The following is a 20,795-nucleotide window of genomic DNA, read 5'->3' as shown; positions in this document are numbered from 1 at the left end:
CACTGAATGTGTGGTGATATGAGGCAAAGCCTTCGTATTGCCTTATCCAAACCTGAGAGGGTCACGATCCGATTTAGCTATCCAGGCCTTAGCATGTGGCGGTTCGTAGTACTGGATAACGAATCCGGCAGGCAAAATGTCCTGCAATACGGTTTCGGCCATCTTGCGTTGTGAGGCAGTGTCTAGCTGGACCACCAACGCATTGTCTAGCGGCGTAATGCTTTTGATGTGGATGCCGTGCTGGCTCAGTCCCTGATAAACATAAAAACCATCGGGTAATGCCACACCTGCTCTCGCAGGGCGGATTTGCAGCGTACCGGCCTGTGCCGGCAGGCGTGATACCGTCAGCCCGATCATGGCGACAGCCACCAGTATGATCAACAGAGGCCAGATAAATGAACGTTTGAGCAATCTGCGGTTCATGATGCGTTTTTGCCTTTGTTCTGGCGGTCTGCGCTTTTTTTGCGCCACAGCACGACAATCGAACCGACCAGACCCCCGACCAGCAGCAAAACAGGGAGCAGCATCAGGCAATTCATCACCTGATCTTCGTATTTCAGAAACAGCGGGGTTTTACCGAGGAAATACCCCAGCGAGGTCAGGATCAGGATCCACAATAATCCGCTGACCCAGTTGAAAAACTGAAAACGGCTGTTGCTCAGGCCTGAAAGACCGGCAATCGTAGGCAGCAGGGTGCGCACAAAGGCCAGAAAACGGCCGACTAACAAAGCGGAAAGACCGTGCTTGTGGAATAGCGCATGCGCACGTTCATGATAATGCACGGGTAAATGCGCCAGCCAGCTTTGTACTATCCGGGTGTTGCCCAGCCATTTCCCCTGAGCATAACTCAGCCAGCAACCGAGGCTGGCGGCGCTGGTCAGCAGGAAAATGGTTAAAGGGAAATTCATGGCATCTTTGGCGATCAAAACGCCAACAAGGATCAACAGGCTGTCGCCCGGCAAAAAAGCCGCAGGCAACAAACCGTTTTCCAGAAAAATAATCATGAATAAAATCAGGTACAAAGCCCAGACTAATTGTGGATTAGCCAGGGTTTTATAATCTTGCTGCCAGAGGGCATCGATAAGCGAACTGATAATTTCCATCGGTGTTGTAAAACTCCATCATTTTCAGTGGGTCAGCGAAAAACATCAGCGGAGAAATCGTCTCGACGCTGCCTGTTTTGCTGATAAGGTCGCCTCTTCCCTGGCGGGCTTTCTGGTCATGAATTGTTCGGGGGTTTACGCGTCTCATAGCCTGTTTCACGCGGCCTGAACGGGTAAAAAAAGTGGTCTAACTGTAACAAAATAACAATAACTCAGACAGGTAAATATAGCGCGTTGAGACTGATCATTTAAGTCTGAAGCACGTTATGGAAAAAGGTTTTACATTGGCTGACACTACTCGACAGTGCCTGACAGGACTGGCGGGGAAAAAGCAGAGGCAGTAAAAAGGCAGGTTCGGGGAATTAACCTGCCTTAAGGGGAATTTATTTAGAATTGAGGAGCGGCGGGTCGAGATGAACAACCGGGTTTTCTGAATAAAGATAACGGTCTACGTTAAACTCGAAATCATCGCTGGTGGCGCGGAAAAGCATTTGTTTGGTGTTTTCCAGATGTTGCCACATCGCCAGTTTAGCGGCGTGCGGATCACGGCGGATCAGCGCTTTCAAAATCAGATCGTGTTCCTCGCACCAGCTCTCAATGGACTTCTCATCGATGTGTTCATGCAGTTTGCGCCAGTAAGGATTATGCAAACGCTGGCTCCACATCTTCTCAACGATGGTCGCCAGCGCATTGTTTTGCGTGGCCTGTGCGACCTGTACGTGGAATTTCAAATCCCATTCTGAATCGCGGAAACGGTCTTCCTGACGTGCGTGCTCCTGAATTTCCATCAGACGCATAATGTCCTGCTTCGTGACCTGGGTGGCGGCGAATTCAGCGATGTTACTTTCAATCAGCTGACGTGCCTGTAACAGCTCAAACGGACCGGCGGTGCCAAACTCGCTGCCACTATCGGGCACAACAAGGTGGCGCTGCTGATTTGACATCACATGAATTCCCGACCCTTTACGGACTTCCACATAACCTTCAACTTCCAGCATGATAATCGCTTCACGCACGACCGTGCGGCTGACATCCATTTCATCTGAAATCAGACGTTCGGCGGGTAGCTTCTCACCCACCGGATATAAGCCTGTTTCGATGCGTTCCTTGAGCGTGGCAGCCAGTTGTTGATAGAGGCGTCTGGTGTCTGTGGATTCCATATGAGTGCTCTTTAAAGTAGTGAAACCTGTAAGAAGTGAGTGTCGGACAGACCTGTGAACTTATTATACAAGTGCCAGTATACGTTTTACGAAAGGTTGATGCACCGTGCATTGGCCACAAAGGCAGGGAAGAAATGTCAGAAAAATGCAAAGCCCGGTAAAGAGACTTACCGGGCTGACGAACAGGATCTCAGGCTTTTGCGGTTTTCAGCGGGGCCGGGACAGGTTCTACTGCAGAACGGTTCTGCAAGACGGTCCAGATGATGATGGCGCCGAGCAGGTCGAAGACCGCAAGAGCAGCAAACAGCGGACTGAAACCGATAGTATCGGCCAGCGCACCGACCACCAGAGCAAACATGGTACTTGCCATCCAGGCTGCCATACCGGTCAGCCCGTTGGCAGTCGCCACTTCGTTACGACCAAACACATCGGAAGACAGGGTGATCAGCGCTCCGGACAGTGACTGATGAGCAAAACCGCCGACACACAATAAAGCAATCGCGGCGTAAGGGCTGGTGAACAGACCAATCATGCCAGGGCCAATCATCAGAACCGCACCCATGGTCACGACCATTTTACGGGAAACGATCAGGTTCACTTTGAAGTACTTCTGGAATAACGGTGGCAGATAGCCGCCCAGGATACAGCCGAGATCCGCAAACAGCATCGGCATCCAGGCAAACATTGCGATTTCTTTCAGGTTAAAGCCATACACCTTGAACATGAACAGCGGGATCCAGGCGTTGAACGTCCCCCAGGCAGGTTCTGCCAGGAAACGTGGCAGCGCGATGCCCCAGAACTGACGGTTGCGCAGGATTTCCCAGGCAGACATTTTCTTGCCGTTGTTGGTCTGATGCTGTGCTTCCTGACCTTCCAGAATGTAATCACGTTCTTCATTGCTGAGTTTTTTCTGATCTTTAGGATGCTTGTAGAAGACCAGCCAGCCCAGCGCCCAGATCAGGCTCATCGCACCGGTAATGATGAAGGCCAGTTGCCAGCTGTGCATCACGATACACCAGACGACCAGCGGCGGCGCAATCATCCCGCCAATAGATGAACCCACGTTGAAGTAACCGACGGCAATAGAACGTTCTTTTGCCGGGAACCATTCGCTGCTGGCTTTCAGGCCGGCAGGGATCATGGCGGCTTCTGCCATACCCACGGCACCGCGGGCAATGGCCAGGCCGCCCCAACTGCTTGCCAGCGCCGTCGCCATACAGAAGATGGCCCACATAATAGCGAACATCGCGTAACCGACTTTGGTGCCCATGACGTCGAGAACGTAACCGGCTACCGGCTGCATCAGGGTGTAGCAGGCGGAATAGGCGGCGATAATATATGAATATTGCTGTGTGGTGATGTTTAACTGGCTCATCAGCGTTGGCGCTGCAGCCGCAATGGCGTTACGTGTCAGATAACCTAATACAGTGCCGCATGTGACCAGGGCGATCATGTACCAGCGTAACCCTTTAATCTTACCCATTTAACTCTCTCCCAGTAAATAATCCGGCGATGACAGCGTCAGGCTGTCAGGGCGTATTTCGCACCACCTGAACAAGCATGGAGTTCTGGCTTTCCTTAAAGTATTTTCGGGAACGTCGCCGCCAGATGATTTCACTGGGAGCTGCCCGTGTTATTACGCACTTCTTTATAGTTATCTGTGCGTAAGAATCCGATGAACGTCCTGAACACCAGAATTACTGCTTCGCCGTGGGGCGGGTTGCGCCCGGGAAGTGTTTTGCCCGGGCAACAGCGAAAGGACGTGGCAGGTAATCTCTGACGCTCTTGTCCGGGCGAAGCAAAGATAACTTGTCATACAGATTTAAAATTTGAATGACATCACAAAACCACATTTAAATTGTGTGGTTACTTAAGTTTTTTAACTACAGACTTATTTACTTGATTTTACAATAAAAAGTGCTTTTAAGTTGATCCGCTTCACACTTTTCCGTGAAGGATTAACAATGACAACCTGAATATTGAAACGTAATTGGTGTGACAACTTTACGAAACGATCACATTTAAAACGAACAGTTAATGAACGACCTTATTTGTTTGCTTATGAGAGATGCTCTGTACAACGGATGAACGAACCGATCGCCTGTGCCTTGCAGTGCGGCGATCCGCCCTGGCAGAGCAGATGGCGGGACGGGGTGAAAGGCGTAATAAAGCCGAAATAAAGCGACAACGGGTCTTTTGTCACATTGAGTACGAATTAACTTGTCATACAGATTTAAAGTTTGAGTGACATCACAAAATGACACTCTAATTGTGAGGATAATAAGCACCAGCAACGGATGAGGCTAAAATCATTATTTTACAGAGAATTAGTTTGTTTTTTTGGAATGAAATCAGGCGTTTTAATGGCTTTAGTGCATTAAAAAGTACTGGACGATAGCTTAAATTGGTGTGATAACTTCGCACCATTGAGTGACAACTCTACAGAATTCATGATGAGGAACTTAAGATGGCGCAGTTTTTAACGGAAGACTTTCTTCTCGACACAGAATTCGCACGTCGCCTGTATCACGACTATGCGAAAGATGAGCCCATTTTTGACTACCACTGCCATTTGCCACCTGAGCTGATTGCGCAGGACTATAAATTTAAAAACCTGTATGACATCTGGCTGAAAGGCGATCACTACAAATGGCGCGCGATGCGTACCAACGGTGTGCCTGAGCGTATGTGTACCGGCGATGCCAGTGACCGTGAAAAATTTGATGCCTGGGCTGCGACGGTTCCTCACACGATCGGTAACCCGCTGTACCACTGGACGCACCTTGAGCTGCGCCGTCCGTTCGGTATCACCGGAAAACTGCTTTCTCCGTCTACCGCAGGCGAAATCTGGGAACGCGGTAATGAATTGCTGGCGCAGGATGCATTCTCTGCCCGTGGCATCATGAAACAGATGAACGTGAAAATGGTCGGCACCACCGATGACCCGATCGATTCTCTGGAACATCATAAAGCGGTCGCACAAGATGCCGGTTTTGACATTAAAGTGCTGCCAAGCTGGCGCCCGGACAAAGCCTTCAACATTGAAGCGGCAACCTTCGTGGATTACATGAAGAAACTCGAAGCCGCGGCAGATGTGTCCATAACCCGTTTCAGCGATCTGCGTGATGCCCTGAAAAAACGTATGGATCACTTTGCGGCGCACGGTTGCAAAGTGTCGGACCACGCGCTGGATGTGGTGGTTTACGGTGAAGCGGATGACGCGACGCTGGACGGCATTCTGTCCCGTCGCCTGAGCGGTGAAACGCCAACTGCGCAGGAAATTGCTCAGTTCAAAACCGGCGTTCTGCTGTATCTGGCTTCTGAATATCAACGTCGTGAATGGGTACAGCAGTATCACATTGGCGCGCTGCGCAATAACAACACCCGTATGTTCCAGCTGATTGGCGCAGACGTGGGTTTTGACTCCATCAACGACCAGCCGCTGGCCGAACCGCTCTCCAAACTGTTGGGCGCGCAAGGTCTGGCCGGTGGTTTGCCAAAAACCATCCTGTATTGCCTGAACCCGCGTGATAACGAAGTGATTGGCACTATGGTCGGTAATTTCCAGGGTGAAGGGATGCCGGGCAAAATGCAGTTCGGTTCCGGCTGGTGGTTTAACGACCAGAAAGACGGGATGCAACGTCAGATGACTCAGCTTGCCAACCTGGGCTTGCTCAGCCGTTTCGTCGGCATGCTGACCGACAGCCGCAGCTTCTTATCCTATACGCGTCATGAATACTTCCGTCGCATTCTGTGCCAGATGATCGGTCGCTGGGTGGAAGAGGGCGAAGCACCGGCAGACATTGAACTGCTGGGCAACATGGTAAAAAACATCTGTTTCGATAACGCGAAACAGTATTTCCAGATTGAACTGAACTAAAAAGTACGACGGAGCGCAGGTCCCTGCGCTCCTGAAAATAAACACTGAAATAACAAACAACTATCCCAACAGAGAACGACGGCCACGGGGCAATTTTCCCGCCCTCAAAGACCGGAGTCTGAGCAAATTAAGGTGAATGTGAGATGCAAAGGTTAAATCGCCGTGACTTCCCTGGCCGTCAACATCCGGACAAAATTATTCAATTCGGTGAAGGTAACTTCCTGCGGGCGTTTGTCGACTGGCAAATCGACCTGCTGAATGAGCATACCGATCTGGATGCCGGGATCGTGGTCATTCGCCCGATTGATACCGACTTCCCGCCCTCACTCAGCACGCAGGATGGTCTGTATACCACCATTATCAGCGGCCTGAACGAGCAGGGGGAAACGGTGCGTGATACCCGAATCATCCGCTCCGTTAACCGCGAAATTAATATTTATCATCAGTTTGATGAGTACCTGGCGCTGGCCCGCGACCCGAATATCCGCTTCGTGTTTTCCAACACCACCGAAGCCGGTATCAGTTATGTAGAAAGCGATCGTCTTGAAGACGCGCCTCCGGCCAGCTTCCCGGCCAAACTGACCCGTTTGCTGTTCGAGCGTTTCACCCATTTCTCCGGTGCGGCTGATAAAGGCTGGGTTCTGCTGCCATGCGAACTGATCGATTACAATGGTGAAGCGTTGCAGGAACTGGTGTTGCGTTACGCACAACAGTGGGCATTGCCTGCGGCATTCACCCAGTGGCTGGAAAACAGCAACACCTTCTGTTCAACGCTGGTTGACCGCATCGTCACCGGTTATCCGCGCAGTGAAGTCGACAGCCTGCAGGAAGAGCTCGGTTATCAGGACAGCTTCTTCGACAGCGCCGAACACTTCTATCTGTTTGTGATCCAGGGGCCAAAAAGTCTCGCTCAGGAACTGCGTCTGGACAAACTGCCGCTGAATATTCGTCTGGTTGACGACATCAAACCGTATAAAGAACGCAAAGTCGCGATACTTAACGGCGCACACACCGCGCTGGTGCCGGTGGCCTTCCTGTCAGGGCTGAACACCGTGGGTGAATCCATGAATGATGCGCAAATCAGTCGCTTTGTGGAACTGGCGATCGCCGAGGAAATCTCGCCGGTGCTGGATCTGCCACAGGATGAACTGACGTCCTTTGCGCAGGCGGTGCTTAGCCGTTTTCGCAACCCGTTCATTCAGCATCAGTTGCTGTCGATTGCCCTTAACGGCATGACCAAATACCGCACCCGCATTCTGCCGCAACTGCTGGCGAGTCAGGAAAAGAATCAGCTTCTGCCTCCGCGCCTGACCTTTGCGCTGGCAGCATTGCTGGCGTTTTACCGTGGCGAACGTAACGGTGAAGTTTATCCCCTGCAGGACGATGCACACTGGCTGAGCCGTTTCTCCGAACTGTGGAGCAACGTACGTAATGGCAGCCTGCCGTTGGCCGGGCTGGTCGAAACCGTGCTGGCGGATGAAGAACACTGGGGACGTGACCTGAATACCGTGCCGGGTCTGACGGCTAAAGTGACTGAACAGTTACAGTCGATTGAAGACCGTGGCATGCGTGATGCGTTGGCGGCTTACAGCTAAGAGAGCAACTATGCAAAGTATCATTCAAATTCATACTGCTGATAACGTCGCCGTCGCATTGCGCGATATCGACGCGGGGGAGCAGGTCGAAGCAGGCGGGTATTCCGTTGTTCTGGCTCAGCCTGTTGTCCGTGGCCACAAGTTTGCCCTCCGCCCGATTGCGGCGGGGGAGAACATCGTTAAATACGGTTTGCCGATCGGTCATGCGCTGACGGCGATTGAGCCGGGTATGCACATTCATTCGCAAAACGGCAAAACCAATCTCAGCGATCTGGACGAGTATGAGTATCAGCCGGATTTCGCCAGCCTGCCGGAACAGATGGCGGATCGCGATGTGCAGATTTTCCGTCGCAAAAACGGCCAGGTGGGGATCCGCAATGAACTGTGGCTGATCCCGACCGTCGGTTGCGTCAACGGTATTGCCCGTCAGATCCAGTCACGTTTCCTCAAAGAAACCAATGACGCGGAAGGCATCGACGGCGTTTACCTGTTCACGCATCCGTTCGGTTGTTCGCAACTGGGCGATGACCATGTGAACACGCGGACTATGCTGCAAAATATGGTGCGCCATCCGAACGCCGGTGCGGTGCTGGTGATCGGCCTCGGTTGTGAAAACAATCAGGTTGACGTGTTCCGTGAAACGCTGGGCGAAGTGGATGAAGAGCGCGTGCGTTTCATGACGCTGCAAAAATTCGACGACGAAGTGGAAGCCGGTCTGGAACGCCTGCGTGAACTGTATGCCGTCATGCGTGACGATAAACGTGTTCCCGGTAAACTCAGCGAACTGAAATTCGGGCTGGAATGCGGTGGATCCGACGGATTGTCCGGGATCACCGCCAACCCGCTGCTGGGGCGTTTCTCCGACTACGTGATCGCTAACGGCGGCACTTCCGTGCTGACCGAAGTGCCTGAAATGTTTGGCGCAGAACGTATTCTGATGAGCCGTTGCCGCGATGAAAGTACATTTGAGAAAACCGTTCACATGGTGAATGATTTCAAACAGTACTTCATCGAACACAATCAGCCGATTTACGAGAACCCGTCGCCGGGTAACAAAGCCGGTGGTATTACTACGCTGGAAGAAAAATCGCTGGGCTGTACACAAAAAGCCGGGCAAAGCCCGGTGATGGACGTGCTGAAATACGGTGAACGCCTGACTACGCCGGGGCTGAACCTGCTCAGCGCGCCGGGCAACGACGCCGTTGCCACCAGTGCGCTGGCGGGGGCAGGCTGCCACATGGTGCTGTTCAGTACCGGGCGTGGTACGCCTTATGGCGGTTTTGTGCCGACAGTGAAACTGGCAACCAACAGTGAACTGGCTGCGAAAAAACCGCACTGGATCGACTTCGATGCCGGACGTCTGATCCATGATGTCAGTATGGATCAGCTGCTGGGTGAATTTGTGGATTTGATCGTTGCGATCGCCGATGGCCGCAAAGCCAAAAACGAACTTAATGATTTCCGCGAATTAGCCATCTTTAAAAGTGGTGTCACATTGTAACCGGTCAGGTTTATCGTTAGGATGAAACGGCGTTTCAGTTATGAAGCGCCGTTTGCTTTTGCAGCGCAAGAATTCCACGTATGAGACCCCTGATAAATGACGTATTACTGGTTTGCCCAGTCAGTTGGTGTTGTGGCCTTCATGGTCGGCATCACAATGTTTTTCAACCGCAGCGACCGCCGCTTCAAACAACAGCTTTCTGCCTACAGCGCCATTATCGGTGTGCATTTCCTGATGATGGGGGCTGCGCCCGCTGGCATGAGCGCCTTACTGAATTCTCTGCGTACACTGATTTCCCTGCGTACCCGTAACGCGTGGATTATGGTGATTTTCATCGTCCTGACCCTGGTACTGGGGCTAAGCCGCGCCCATCACTGGATGGAACTCTTACCGGTCGGCGCGACCGTTGTCAGTACCTGGGCGCTGTTCCGCACCAGCGGACTGACAACCCGCTGTATTATGTGGTGCTCAACGTGTTGCTGGGTGGCACATAACATCTGGCTTGGTTCGATTGGCGGCTCACTGATCGAAGGCAGTTTTCTGGTGATGAACGGTTTTAACATCATTCGCTTCCGCCGCCTGCAACTGCGCGGCATCGATCCGTTTGCGGTCGAGAAGAAGATAGTGCAGAAAATGGATGAGCAGGGATAATCCCTGCTTTTTTATCCGTTATTCGCTTAGTCCGCTTATTTTGAATCTGCTCACAGATCGCAATAATAATTCTCCGTTTCCCCCTGTATTGATTCCTTCCGCCTGTTTACCTCGTTGACAATTTCCAGGCTCAGGAGTAGTTTTCGCTTTCGTGGGAGCGGTCCCACAGAAAAGGGAAAAAGGAAAATCATGGACGCTATTCAGGGATTACTGAAAGAGATATATGCAGGGAAACTGTCACCGGTATTCTTAGATGATCTGATGACACGCATTGAAGTTGCCAGAAATCAGATTGCCTATACTGCCAAACAGGGATGGGATGAAAAAGATGTGGTATTGATCACCTATGCTGATCAGTTCACTCATAAAGCAGAAAAAACACTTTCAGTATTCGATGGTTTTTATCAGCGGCATCTGGCGGATGTTTTTAATATTGTACACCTTCTGCCATTTTATCCTTATTCGTCGGATGACGGTTTCTCGGTGATTGATTATCAGCAGGTCAATCCGCTGGCGGGGGACTGGAAAGATATCCGTAAGCTTGGCCAGTCTTCACGGCTGATGTTTGATTATGTCTGTAATCATATTTCCGCGAGCAGTGAATGGTTTAAACAATATCTGGCGGGCAATCCGAAATATGAAAACTATTTTATTAGCCTGGATGAAAACAGTGACTTATCTGCGGTGACCCGCCCCCGGAGGTCACCGCTGTTAACGCCTTTCCGCTGTGAAAATGGCGAAACCCGTCATGTCTGGACCACCTTCAGCGCAGATCAGATCGACCTGAACTTTGCACATCCTGACGTACTGCGTGACATGCTGGACGTGTTGCTGAAATACTTGTCGGAAGGGGCTGAATATGTGCGTCTCGATGCGGTTGGCTACATGTGGAAGGAACCCGGCACCTCCTGTATTCATCTGCCCAAAACACATTTACTGGTGAAGTTATTCCGCGCCGTGGTGGATTATGTTTCACCCGGTACCGTGATTATTACTGAAACCAATGTGCCGCATCAGGACAATATCAGTTACTTCGGTAACGGTGCTGACGAGGCGCAGATGGTTTATCAGTTCCCGCTGCCGCCGCTGGTTCTGCACGCCATTCACAGTGAAAACGGCGAAACGCTGAAACGCTGGGCCGCCGGTCTTGGCGCTTGTACGCCTGCGACCACCTTCTTTAATTTCTTTGCTTCGCACGACGGTATCGGTCTGAATCCGTTACGCGGATTATTGCCGGAACCGGAGATCCTCCGGCTGGTGGATGCGCTGCAACAGGAGGGCGCGCGGGTGTCGTATAAAAATAATCCGGATGGCAGCACCAGCCCGTATGAAGTTAACGTCACCTATATGGATGCGCTGAACCGGCAGGCGGACGACGACGATATCCGTCTGCAACGCTTCATGCTGGCACACGCTATTTTGCTGGCATTCCCCGGTGTTCCTGCGGTGTATATTCAAAGTATTCTCGGTTCGCGTAACGATATTCACGGGGTAGAAAGCGCCGGGCATAACCGGGCAATTAACCGGCAGAAATATGATGTCACGGAAATTGAACAGATATTGTCTGAACCTGATTCATTACGTGCGCGGGTATTTAGTGAACTGAAAAAATTAATTACCTGCAGAACTGAACAAGCGGCATTTCACCCTTCCGCCCCGATGCACATTATAGAATGTCATGAAAGCGTGTTTGCCTTTATCCGCGGACAGGGTAACGAAGAAATAATGTGCCTGTTTAACCTTTCCGCTAAACATATTCAGGCCTCTCTCCCTTCAGGGGGTTATCAGGTCTTACCTTATCATCATTCACTGGAATGTGACGGGGAAATAACATTAAAGCCTTATCAGTATATCTGGTTACGTCATTAAATTAATCGTCATTTTAATGCTTAGTATTTAAAGGGTGTGATATTTCACAGGCCAGAGATTCCGGCTGGCTATAAATTAGCAAAGGAGATGTTCATGAATATAACAATGAAAAGAAAATATATCCTTATAACCCCGTTATTATTATCCACATTATGTTTATCGGCCTGTGAGGATGCCAAAGAGAAACAGATCACCATTGAATTTATGCACTCTTCGGTTGAGCAGGAACGTCAGGTGGTGATTAATCAGCTGATCGCGCAATTTGAAAAGGAAAATCCGCAGATCACCATCAAACCGGTGCCGGTGGAAGAAGACGCCTACAACACCAAAGTGATTACGCTGGCCCGTACCGGTGCACTGCCAGCCGTTATCGAAGTCAGTCATGATTACGCCAAAGTGATGGATAAGGAACAGCTGATCGACCGTGATGCCATCAGTCAGGTGATCGACGGCATGGGTGCAGACCAGTTCTATCCCGGTGTATTGCGCATCGTGCGCACGGAAGAGGGCCAGCATTATACCGGCGTGCCGATCCACGGCTGGATACAGGGGATCTGGTACAACAAATCACAACTGGCCGACGCCGGATTCTCTGCGCCGCAAAACTGGCAGGACGTCACCCGCATTGCCACGGCATTTAATCATCCCGCGCAGAAAAAATACGGTATCGCCTTACCGACTGCAGAAAGTGTTCTGACCGAACAGGCTTTCTCGCAGTTCGCGCTCTCCAACGATGCCAACGTATTTAATGCTGAGGGACAAATCACAGTTAATACGCCGGAAATGCAGCAGGCACTGGATTATTACCGTCAGCTCGCCACTTTCTCCATGCCCGGCTCCAATGACGTCATGGAAATTAAAGACGCCTTTATGAACGGCACGGTGCCGATGGCGATTTACTCCACTTATATTCTTCCTGCGGTATACGGCGAAGGCAAAGCTGACGACCTCGGATTTGCCGTGCCGACCGAAAAATCCAAAGCCGTTTACGGCACCATCACCTCACTGACCATCTCCAACGGGCTGGATACGCCTGAACGTGAGGCCGCTGAACAGTGGGTGAGCTTCCTCGAAAAACCGGATAACGCGACAGCATGGGTGCTGATGTCGCCGGGTGCCGCGCTGCCGGTGACCAAAGGTGTGACGGGTAACGCCACCTGGCAAAACAACCCGGTGATCAAAGCGTTCGGCACGCTGCCGCAAATGCTGGTGAACGAGTTTGCCAACGTGCAGGTGTTTGGTTCCGTCGGGGAGAAAAACTTCGCGGCCATGGGCGATATCACAGGTTCTGCGGTACTCAGCGAAATGCTCAATGGTGTGACCGTCGGGAAGAAAGATCCACAGCAGTCGCTGGCGGAAGGGCAAAAGCGTATCGAAGCAGTGATGCAAAAACGCTAAACGCAGGAGCCTGAATTCTCAGGGAAGATCATGAAATCACGTAAATTTAACCATTCTGACGGTCGTTTTGCGCTGCTTCTGCTCGCCCCCAGCATCTTTTTGCTGGGGCTGCTGGTGGCCTATCCGATGCTGTCGAATATCCAGATCAGCTTTCTGCAAATCCCGCTGAATCCGCGTCTCGATAACCGGTTTGTCGGGCTGGATAACTACCTCAGCATCCTCAGTGATCCGGGCTTTTATCATTCGCTGTGGGTGACGTTCTGGTACACCGCGCTGGTCGTCGCGGGCAGTACCGGGCTGGGGCTGGGCGTCGCGCTGTTTTTTAACCGTGAGTTCCGCTTTCGCAAAACGGCGCGATCGCTGGTGATATTGTCCTACGTCACGCCTTCCATTTCGCTGGTATTCGCCTGGAAATACATGTTCAACAACGGCTACGGCATTGTGAATGTGATCGGTGCTGACATGCTGCACCTGTTCGACGATGCCCCGCTGTGGTTCGACAATCCGGTCAGCAGCTTCGTTCTGGTGGTGCTGTTCGCCATCTGGCGCTACTTCCCCTACGCGTTTATTTCGTTTCTGGCGATTTTGCAGACCGTCGATAAATCGCTGTACGAAGCCGCAGGTATGGACGGCGCCAATGCCTGGCAGAAATTTCGCATCGTCACGCTGCCCGCCATCATGCCGGTACTGGCAACGGTGGTCACGCTGCGCGCGATCTGGATGTTCTACATGTTTGCCGACGTCTACCTGCTGACCAACAAGGTCAACATTCTGGGTGTGTATCTCTATAAAACCGCCTTTGCCTTTAACGATTTAGGGAAAGCCGCCGCCATATCCATGGTGCTGTTTGCCCTGATCTTTATCGTGATCCTTCTTGCCAGAAAACGGGTGAATATCAATGGCAGCAACTAACCGCAAGATCCTGGGCAAAGCGGGCTTTTATGCCAGCCTGCTGATTTTTCTTGGCGCGATGTTATTTCCTTTTTTCATCATGCTGATGACCTCGTTCAAAAGCAGTAAAGAGGCGATTTCCCGTCATCCGACGTTGTTCCCGCAGGAATGGGATTTCCATCATTACGTGGATATTTTCAATCCGCAGATTTTCCCGTTCCTCAGTTATTTTAAAAACAGCCTGACCGTGTCGGTGCTGGCGTCGGTGATCGCCGTGTTCTTCGGCATTCTTGGCGCTTATGCGTTGTCGCGGCTGCGTTTTAAAGGGCGCGTCACGATTAACGCCAGCTTTTATACCGTCTATATGTTTTCCGGCATTTTGCTGGTGGTGCCGCTGTTTAAAATTATTTCGGCGCTGGGACTCTACGATACGACTACCGCGCTGGTGATCACCATGGTGGTCCAGACTTTACCGACCGCGGTGTTCATGCTGAAAAGTTACTTCGACACCATTCCTCACGACATTGAAGAAGCGGCGATGATGGACGGCCTCAACCGGCTGCAAATCATCTTCTACATCACCGTGCCGCTGGCGATCTCGGGCATCATTTCGGTATTTGTGTATTGCTTTATGGTGGCGTGGAACGACTATCTCTTCGCCTCTATTTTCCTTTCCAGCTCGGCCAATTTCACCCTGCCTGTCGGCCTGAATACGCTGTTCAGTACGCCGGATTATGTCTGGGGAAGAATGATGGCCGCCTCGCTGGTGACCGCGCTGCCGGTGGTGCTGATGTATGCGCTTTCGGAACGGTTTATTAAAGGCAATCTTACCGACGGCGGCGTAAAAGGCTGACGTAAAAAACTCACACTGACTGATGAAAGATGAAGGAATATCCGATGAAAAAACTGGTTGCAACCCAGCCACGTGTGGCTGAACTGATGGATTATGAGGACCGCCCGGTCGCAGCGTATGAAGTCAAAATTCGCGTGAAATTTGGCGCACCGAAACACGGCACCGAAGTGGTGGATTTCCGCGGCGTCAGCCCGTTTATCGACGAGGAATTCTCTGCTGAATGGGGCATGTTTGTACCCCGTCCGGCGGATGCGCCGCGCGGTATTGTGTTCGGCGAATTCCAGCTCGGCAACATGGTGGTGGGCACCGTCTGCGAAAAGGGCTGTGAGGTGACGGATTACGCGCTGGGCGATGAGGTTTGTACCTACGGACCGCTGAGCGAAACGGTGATCGTCAACGCCGTGAACAATTACAAATTACGCAAAATGCCTGCCGGTGCCTCATGGAAAAACGCCGTCTGTTATGACCCGGCACAGTTTGCCATGAGCGGTGTGCGCGACGGCAATGTCCGCGTGGGTGATTTTGTGGTGATTGTCGGGCTGGGTGCCATCGGGCAAATCGCCGTGCAACTGGCGAAAAAGGCCGGTGCCAGCATCGTGATTGGCGTCGATCCGCTGGAAAAACGCGGGGAGATTGCGCTGAAAAACGGCGCGGATGCAGTGTTTAATCCGATCGGCACGGACATCGGACTGGAGATTAAAAAGCTCACCGGCAAGCTGGGTGCTGACGTCATTATCGAAACCAGCGGCAACGCTCAGGCCCTGCAGGCAGCGCTGCGCGGTATCGCTTACGGCGGCATTATTTCTTACGTTGCCTTTGCCAAACCTTTCGCCGAAGGCTTTAACCTCGGGCGGGAAGCTCACTTTAACAATGCCAAAATCGTCTTTTCCCGCGCATGCAGCGAACCCAATCCTGATTATCCCCGCTGGAGCCGTAAACGCATCGAAGAGTCCTGCTGGGAACTGCTGATGAACGGCTACCTGAACTGTGAAGACCTGATCGACCCGGTGGTCACATTCAGCAACAGTGCAGAAAGCTACATGAAATACGTCGATCAACATCCTGATCAGAGCATCAAGCTCGGCATCACTTTCTAAAAGGACTTAGACATGAAAATCGGTACACAAAATCAGGCGTTCTTCCCAGAAAATATTCTGGAGAAATTCAAATTTATCAAGGAAATGGGTTTCGACGGCTTTGAAATAGACGGCAAATTGCTGGTGAATCATCTCGACGAAGTGAAAGCCGCTATCGCCCAAACTGGCCTGCCGGTGATCACTGCCTGCGGCGGCTATGAGGGTTGGATCGGTGATTTCATCGAAGAGCGTCGTCTGAACGGATTGCAGCAAATCACGGCGATTCTGGAAGCCCTTTCGCAGGTCGGCGGTAAAGGGATCATCGTGCCCGCCGCCTGGGGAATGTTTACCTACCGTCTGCCGCCGATGACTTCACCGCGCACTCAGGCGGGCGACCGTCTGGCGGTCAGCGCATCCTTGCTGGAGCTGGAAAATGTGGCCAAACGCACCGGCACAACGGTGTATCTGGAGCCGCTGAACCGCTATCAGGATCACATGATAAACACGCTGGCGGAGGCACGCCGTTATATCGAAGAGGGCGCGCTTGAGCACGTCAAAATCATCGGCGATTTTTACCATATGAGCATTGAGGAAGACTGCCTTAGCGCCGCGTTCCATCAGCAACGGGATCTGCTCGGCCACGTACACATTGCTGACAATCATCGTTACCAGCCGGGCAGCGGCAGTATTGATTTTGGCCGCGCATTTCAGCAACTGAAAGAAGATGGCTATGACGGCTATATCGTCTACGAATGCCGTGTGCGGGCAGAAAATCCGGCACAGGCTTATCAGGATTCACTGACCTATCTTCGCAATTTACTCTGACTGACAGGCCGCAAAATGGAATTTATAACGAGTACGGCAGGAACGCTGAAAGTGGCGCTGGTCGGTGCCGGTCAGGTGGCGGAAAAGGTCCATGCGGCCTGTTACCGCCAGATTCCGGGGCTTGAACTGGTGGCGGTCGTGGACTGTGATAGGGCGCGCGCTCAGGCATTTGCCGGGCGTAATGGTATCGCCCGTGCCTGTACCTCGCTGGAGAAGATGCTGCAGGCTGAACGGCCCGACATCGTCAGCATCTGTACGCCCAACCTGTTCCATCATCAGCAGGTGATCACGGCATTGCAGCACGGCTGTCATGTGTTCTGTGAAAAACCGCCTGCCATGAGCGCCGCACAGGCGCTGGAAATGTGGCAGGCGGCAGAACAGGCCGGACGGCTTCTGGCCTATGATTTTCATCACCGTTTCGCCGACGATGCGCGCATTTTACGTCAGAAAGTGGATGAAGGTGAACTGGGTGATGTGTATGTCACCACCGCGCGCGCACTGCGCCGCTGCGGCGTGCCCGGCTGGGGAAATTTCATCGATAAAACCCAGTCCGGCGGCGGGCCGCTGATCGACATCGGCATTCATATGCTGGATGCCGCCATGTACGTGCTCGGCTTTCCGGCGGTGCGCAAAGTCACTGCGCAGATGTTTCAGAAAATCGGCAACCGCAAAAGTGAAGGGCAGTTTGGAAGCTGGGACCCGCAGAAATACAGCGTGGAAGATTCGGTATTTGCCGCTATTGAGTTCTGCAACGGCGGGTTGCTGCGTCTGGAAACGTCGTTTGCGCTGAACATACAGCCCCAGTCGGTCATGAACGTTGAGTTTTGCGGTGATAAAGCCGGTGCCACGCTGTTTCCTGCACAAGTGTATACCGATGAAAAGGGCGAACTGGTGAGGTTATTCCACCGGGAGGTTGCCGACGATCAGCGCCATGTGCGCAGCGTTCAGGCATTTGTGGCGGCGGTTCGCGGGGAAACGGTCAGTCTGGCGGATGCTGAACAGGGATACCGCATCCAGCAACTGGTGGCGGCTGTCTATCAGTCGGCAGAGAGCGGGGAGAGCGTATTTTTATGATTCAGCCTCAGATCCTGCACGAAGCACCGTTTTCACCCCATCGTCTGAATAAGTACGCCAGCCTGCATGCCTGCGGCAATGGCCGGATTGGCATCCGGGGTTGTCACGAGGAAGCCTATACCGACCAGCAGCGGGGCATGTTTGTCGCGGGGTTTTATCACCGCGCGAATGCGACGGAAGTCACCGAGCTGGTGAATCTGCCGGATATTACGGGCATGCGCATTGAGCTGGACGGCGAAAGTTTATCGCTGCTTTCCGGCACGCTGGTTTCCTATCAGCGTGAACTGCGCACCATGAACGGTGAGCTTTATCGCGAACTGGTCTGGCAGTCGCCCGCCGGTCAGCGGTTCAAAATCGAAACCCGCCGTTTTGTGGCGCTTTCTCCGCTGGCGCTGGTGGCGAGTCGTTTAACCGTCACCGCGCTGGATGCGGAGGCGCACCTGTGCGTGAGTACCGGCATTGATGCAACGCTCACCAACAGCGGCCGGCAGCATCTGAACGAGCGTTCGGTGCGGGTTTTCGATCAAAACATTTTACAGGGTTGGTATGAGACGACCGACGGGCAGCAGCAGGCGATCATCACCAGCCAGTGCCTGTTCCCCGCCCGCGCCAGCAGCAGCTTTTCAGCCAAAAACCGCCAGTTACTGCAACATATCAGCCTGCCGTTATCGGCCGGTGAAGCGGTTACGCTGGAGAAATTCAGCTGGATTGCCACCTCGCTCGACGCGGATTTTCTGCCGGAAAGTGACTGGTCGTCACGTTGTCTGGCGTCGCTTTCTGCCTGCGCGCAGCAGGGCTACGGCCATCTGCTGATGGAAAATACCCGCCACTGGCAGCATTACTGGCAGGCAGCGCGGGTCTGTGTGGAGACTGATGATCCGCAAGATCAGCGCGCACTGGATTTTGCGTTGTATCACCTGAAGCTGATGATCCCGGCGCATGACGCGCGTGCCAGTGTGGCGGCGAAAGGACTGACCGGCGAAGGCTACAAAGGGCATGTGTTCTGGGATACCGAAATATTTATCCTGCCTTTTGCGCTGCTGAATGCGCCTGAACAGGCGCGAAAACTCCTGGAGTACCGCTATCTGAATCTGGCGCAGGCGCAGGAAAAAGCCCGGCGCAGCGGTTATCAGGGCGCATTGTTCCCGTGGGAAAGTGCGTTCAGCGGCGAAGAAGAAACGCCGGAATTCGCGGCGATCAATATCCGTACCGGTCAGCGGCAGCGGGTGGCCTCGGCAGTGGCCGAGCATCATCTGGTGGCGGATATCGCCTATGCCACGGTGGGCTATTTTCAGGCCACGCACGACGCTGAATTTATGCAACAAATGGGGCTGGCGTTGCTGAAAGAGACAGCGCTGTTCTGGATGAGCCGCGCTGTATGGCGTGGCGACCGGCTGTCGATTCTCAACGTCATCGGGCCGGATGAATACACCGAACATGTTGATAATAATGCGTTTACCAATTATATGGCGCAGTACAACATTCAGGAAGCCTGCCGGTATCTGCATGAATTTAATCATGAGGACGCTGCATTCTTCGCGCAGGCGGAAGATTTTCTGACGCATCTGTATCTGCCGCAGCCCGATGCGCAGGGCGTGATCGCGCAGGATGATACCTTCCTCAGTAAACCGCAATGCGACCTGAAAGCCTATAAATCCCGCCAGGGAACTCAGGCCATTTTGCTGGACTATTCCCGCGCGGAAATCAACGAGATGCAGATCCTGAAACAGGCCGATGTGGTGATGCTCATGCAACTGCTGCCCGCACAGTTCACGCCACAATGCCAGGCCGCTAATCTCAGTTTTTATGAACCGCGTACGATTCATGACTCTTCGCTGAGTAAATCAGTGCATGCGATTGTTGCCGCCCGGACCCGGCAGGCCGACCAGGCGCTGCAATTTTACCGTGAAGCGTGCCGCATTGATCTGGGTGATGAACCTCATTCCTCGGACGACGGCATCCATGCGGCGGCCACTGCCGCCATCTGGACGGGAGCGCTGATGGGGTTTGCGGGGCTGGATTATCAGTCGGGTGAACTGCATTTCCGGCCGTCGCTGCCGCAGGGCTGGACGCGGTTGCGGTTTCCTCTGCACTGGCGCGGAACGCGTCTGACGGTATCTCTCGAACCCCGGCAATTTACCCTCAGCAAAACCGATGATCAGCCGCTGAAGGTTTGGATCAACGGCGTCTCTTATACGTTTACGGAAAACCTCATTCTGAAAGGATCTCATGATGAAAACTGAACCTCTGCCGCGTGCCGTTATTTTTGACCTCGACGGTGTGGTGGTTGATACCGCACATCTGCATTTTATGGCCTGGCAACGGCTGGCGCAGCGCATCGGGATCCCCATTGATGCGGCGTTTAATGAGCAACTCAAAGGCGTCAGTCGTCAGGAATCGCTGTTGAAGATCCTCGCTGCGGGCGGAAAATCCGGGACTTTTACCCAGGCAGAATGTGACGCCATGGCGGCGGAGAAAAATGCCGATTATGTCGGATTACTCGCCGGGCTGACCACGGCGGACATTTTGCCGGGGATTAGCGAATTGCTGCACACCTTGCGTGAAGAGGGCGTGCTCACCGGTCTGGCTTCCGTTTCACAAAATGCCCCGCAGGTGCTGAGGGCGCTGGGACTGGCGCAGGCTTTCGATTATGTCGCGGACACCCGCCGTATCACGCATTCCAAACCGCATCCGGAAATTTTCCTCAACGTTTGCGAGGCGCTGAATATCGCGCCGCAACATGCCGCAGGGATTGAGGATGCGCAGGCGGGCATTGATGCCCTGCGTGCCGGGGGCATTTTCTCAATAGGTATTGGCGCCACGCTGGAAGGGGCTAATCACCGTCTGGATTCTACAGAAGGATTGTCGTGGGCAGTTATCAGGCAACAATGGTTGCGCCATCAGGCTGACATTTAAGGA

17 protein-coding genes are annotated in these 20,795 nt (G+C 52.8%); 13 read left to right on the top strand and 4 right to left on the bottom strand.

Annotated elements, in window-relative coordinates; translation table 11 throughout:
* Positions 1-42: 42 nt before the first annotated feature.
* From mzrA to RAHAQ2_RS19410, 4 genes are all read right to left on the bottom strand, one after another.
* Positions 43-423: an EnvZ/OmpR regulon moderator MzrA gene (mzrA, locus tag RAHAQ2_RS19425; RefSeq protein WP_015698864.1), complete on the bottom strand. Its 381-nt coding sequence runs from the start codon at positions 421-423 to the stop codon at positions 43-45.
* Positions 420-1,103, bottom strand: coding sequence for a DedA family protein (locus RAHAQ2_RS19420; RefSeq protein ID WP_015698863.1), 684 nt, complete (start codon positions 1,101-1,103; stop codon positions 420-422). The genes mzrA and RAHAQ2_RS19420 overlap by 4 nt, the downstream gene beginning before the upstream one ends.
* A gap of 383 nt (positions 1,104-1,486) precedes the next feature.
* Positions 1,487-2,263, bottom strand: a complete 777-nt coding sequence (exuR, locus tag RAHAQ2_RS19415; protein WP_015698862.1) for a transcriptional regulator ExuR — start codon at positions 2,261-2,263, stop codon at positions 1,487-1,489.
* Between the two features lie 190 nt (positions 2,264-2,453).
* On the bottom strand, positions 2,454-3,746 hold the full coding sequence (locus tag RAHAQ2_RS19410; protein ID WP_015698861.1) for an MFS transporter: 1,293 nt from the start codon (positions 3,744-3,746) through the stop codon (positions 2,454-2,456).
* A gap of 984 nt (positions 3,747-4,730) precedes the next feature.
* On the opposite strand from RAHAQ2_RS19410, the gene uxaC reads away from it, so the two are divergent.
* The 13 genes from uxaC (at position 4,731) to pgmB (ending at position 20,792) form a co-directional block, all read left to right on the top strand.
* Positions 4,731-6,143, top strand: coding sequence for a glucuronate isomerase (gene uxaC, locus RAHAQ2_RS19405; RefSeq protein ID WP_015698859.1), 1,413 nt, complete (start codon positions 4,731-4,733; stop codon positions 6,141-6,143).
* A gap of 143 nt (positions 6,144-6,286) precedes the next feature.
* Positions 6,287-7,738 carry a tagaturonate reductase gene (locus RAHAQ2_RS19400; protein ID WP_015698858.1) on the top strand — a complete coding sequence of 484 codons (1,452 nt, stop codon included), beginning with the start codon at positions 6,287-6,289 and terminating at the stop codon, positions 7,736-7,738.
* Between the two features lie 10 nt (positions 7,739-7,748).
* Positions 7,749-9,239: a UxaA family hydrolase gene (locus RAHAQ2_RS19395; RefSeq protein WP_015698857.1), complete on the top strand. Its 1,491-nt coding sequence runs from the start codon at positions 7,749-7,751 to the stop codon at positions 9,237-9,239.
* Positions 9,240-9,335: 96 nt separating this feature from the next.
* On the top strand, positions 9,336-9,890 hold the full coding sequence (locus tag RAHAQ2_RS19390) for a YgjV family protein (RefSeq protein ID WP_015698856.1): 555 nt from the start codon (positions 9,336-9,338) through the stop codon (positions 9,888-9,890).
* A gap of 189 nt (positions 9,891-10,079) precedes the next feature.
* On the top strand, positions 10,080-11,759 hold the full coding sequence (locus tag RAHAQ2_RS19385; protein WP_015698855.1) for an alpha-amylase family glycosyl hydrolase: 1,680 nt from the start codon (positions 10,080-10,082) through the stop codon (positions 11,757-11,759).
* Positions 11,760-11,864: 105 nt separating this feature from the next.
* Positions 11,865-13,157: an ABC transporter substrate-binding protein gene (locus tag RAHAQ2_RS19380; protein WP_193785531.1), complete on the top strand. Its 1,293-nt coding sequence runs from the start codon at positions 11,865-11,867 to the stop codon at positions 13,155-13,157.
* A gap of 30 nt (positions 13,158-13,187) precedes the next feature.
* Positions 13,188-14,069, top strand: a complete 882-nt coding sequence (locus RAHAQ2_RS19375; protein ID WP_015698853.1) for a carbohydrate ABC transporter permease — start codon at positions 13,188-13,190, stop codon at positions 14,067-14,069.
* Positions 14,056-14,901, top strand: a complete 846-nt coding sequence (locus tag RAHAQ2_RS19370) for a carbohydrate ABC transporter permease (RefSeq protein WP_015698852.1) — start codon at positions 14,056-14,058, stop codon at positions 14,899-14,901. Before RAHAQ2_RS19375 ends, RAHAQ2_RS19370 begins: the two co-directional genes overlap by 14 nt.
* Positions 14,902-14,945: 44 nt before the next feature.
* Positions 14,946-15,998 (top strand): D-guloside 3-dehydrogenase, encoded by a 1,053-nt coding sequence (locus RAHAQ2_RS19365; protein WP_015698851.1) that lies wholly within the window; start codon positions 14,946-14,948, stop codon positions 15,996-15,998.
* 12 nt (positions 15,999-16,010) lie between these two features.
* Entirely contained in the window at positions 16,011-16,802 is a 792-nt protein-coding gene (locus tag RAHAQ2_RS19360; protein ID WP_015698850.1) for a sugar phosphate isomerase/epimerase family protein, read from the top strand.
* A gap of 15 nt (positions 16,803-16,817) precedes the next feature.
* Positions 16,818-17,876 carry a Gfo/Idh/MocA family protein gene (locus tag RAHAQ2_RS19355; protein WP_015698849.1) on the top strand — a complete coding sequence of 353 codons (1,059 nt, stop codon included), beginning with the start codon at positions 16,818-16,820 and terminating at the stop codon, positions 17,874-17,876.
* Positions 17,873-20,119 (top strand): glycoside hydrolase family 65 protein, encoded by a 2,247-nt coding sequence (locus RAHAQ2_RS19350; RefSeq protein WP_015698848.1) that lies wholly within the window; start codon positions 17,873-17,875, stop codon positions 20,117-20,119. The genes RAHAQ2_RS19355 and RAHAQ2_RS19350 overlap by 4 nt, the downstream gene beginning before the upstream one ends.
* The gene (gene pgmB / locus RAHAQ2_RS19345; protein WP_015698847.1) at positions 20,109-20,792 is read left to right on the top strand and encodes a beta-phosphoglucomutase; all 684 of its coding nucleotides are present in this window, start codon (positions 20,109-20,111) and stop codon (positions 20,790-20,792) included. The genes RAHAQ2_RS19350 and pgmB overlap by 11 nt, the downstream gene beginning before the upstream one ends.
* Positions 20,793-20,795: the final 3 nt, after the last annotated feature.

This window comes from Rahnella aquatilis CIP 78.65 = ATCC 33071 (assembly GCF_000241955.1).
Classification (GTDB): Bacteria; Pseudomonadota; Gammaproteobacteria; order Enterobacterales; family Enterobacteriaceae; genus Rahnella; species Rahnella aquatilis.
The sequence above is the reverse complement of the archived record's forward strand: the minus strand, read 5'-3'. Positions and strand labels throughout refer to the sequence as shown.

Coding starts and splice junctions, on each gene's coding strand:
- mzrA (WP_015698864.1), bottom strand. CDS start 423: ATGAACCGCAGATTGCTCAAACGTTCATTTATCTGGCCTCTGTTGATC.
- RAHAQ2_RS19420 (WP_015698863.1), bottom strand. CDS start 1,103: ATGGAAATTATCAGTTCGCTTATCGATGCCCTCTGGCAGCAAGATTAT.
- exuR (WP_015698862.1), bottom strand. CDS start 2,263: ATGGAATCCACAGACACCAGACGCCTCTATCAACAACTGGCTGCCACG.
- RAHAQ2_RS19410 (WP_015698861.1), bottom strand. CDS start 3,746: ATGGGTAAGATTAAAGGGTTACGCTGGTACATGATCGCCCTGGTCACA.
- uxaC (WP_015698859.1), top strand. CDS start 4,731: ATGGCGCAGTTTTTAACGGAAGACTTTCTTCTCGACACAGAATTCGCA.
- RAHAQ2_RS19400 (WP_015698858.1), top strand. CDS start 6,287: ATGCAAAGGTTAAATCGCCGTGACTTCCCTGGCCGTCAACATCCGGAC.
- RAHAQ2_RS19395 (WP_015698857.1), top strand. CDS start 7,749: ATGCAAAGTATCATTCAAATTCATACTGCTGATAACGTCGCCGTCGCA.
- RAHAQ2_RS19390 (WP_015698856.1), top strand. CDS start 9,336: ATGACGTATTACTGGTTTGCCCAGTCAGTTGGTGTTGTGGCCTTCATG.
- RAHAQ2_RS19385 (WP_015698855.1), top strand. CDS start 10,080: ATGGACGCTATTCAGGGATTACTGAAAGAGATATATGCAGGGAAACTG.
- RAHAQ2_RS19380 (WP_193785531.1), top strand. CDS start 11,865: ATGAAAAGAAAATATATCCTTATAACCCCGTTATTATTATCCACATTA.
- RAHAQ2_RS19375 (WP_015698853.1), top strand. CDS start 13,188: ATGAAATCACGTAAATTTAACCATTCTGACGGTCGTTTTGCGCTGCTT.
- RAHAQ2_RS19370 (WP_015698852.1), top strand. CDS start 14,056: ATGGCAGCAACTAACCGCAAGATCCTGGGCAAAGCGGGCTTTTATGCC.
- RAHAQ2_RS19365 (WP_015698851.1), top strand. CDS start 14,946: ATGAAAAAACTGGTTGCAACCCAGCCACGTGTGGCTGAACTGATGGAT.
- RAHAQ2_RS19360 (WP_015698850.1), top strand. CDS start 16,011: ATGAAAATCGGTACACAAAATCAGGCGTTCTTCCCAGAAAATATTCTG.
- RAHAQ2_RS19355 (WP_015698849.1), top strand. CDS start 16,818: ATGGAATTTATAACGAGTACGGCAGGAACGCTGAAAGTGGCGCTGGTC.
- RAHAQ2_RS19350 (WP_015698848.1), top strand. CDS start 17,873: ATGATTCAGCCTCAGATCCTGCACGAAGCACCGTTTTCACCCCATCGT.
- pgmB (WP_015698847.1), top strand. CDS start 20,109: ATGAAAACTGAACCTCTGCCGCGTGCCGTTATTTTTGACCTCGACGGT.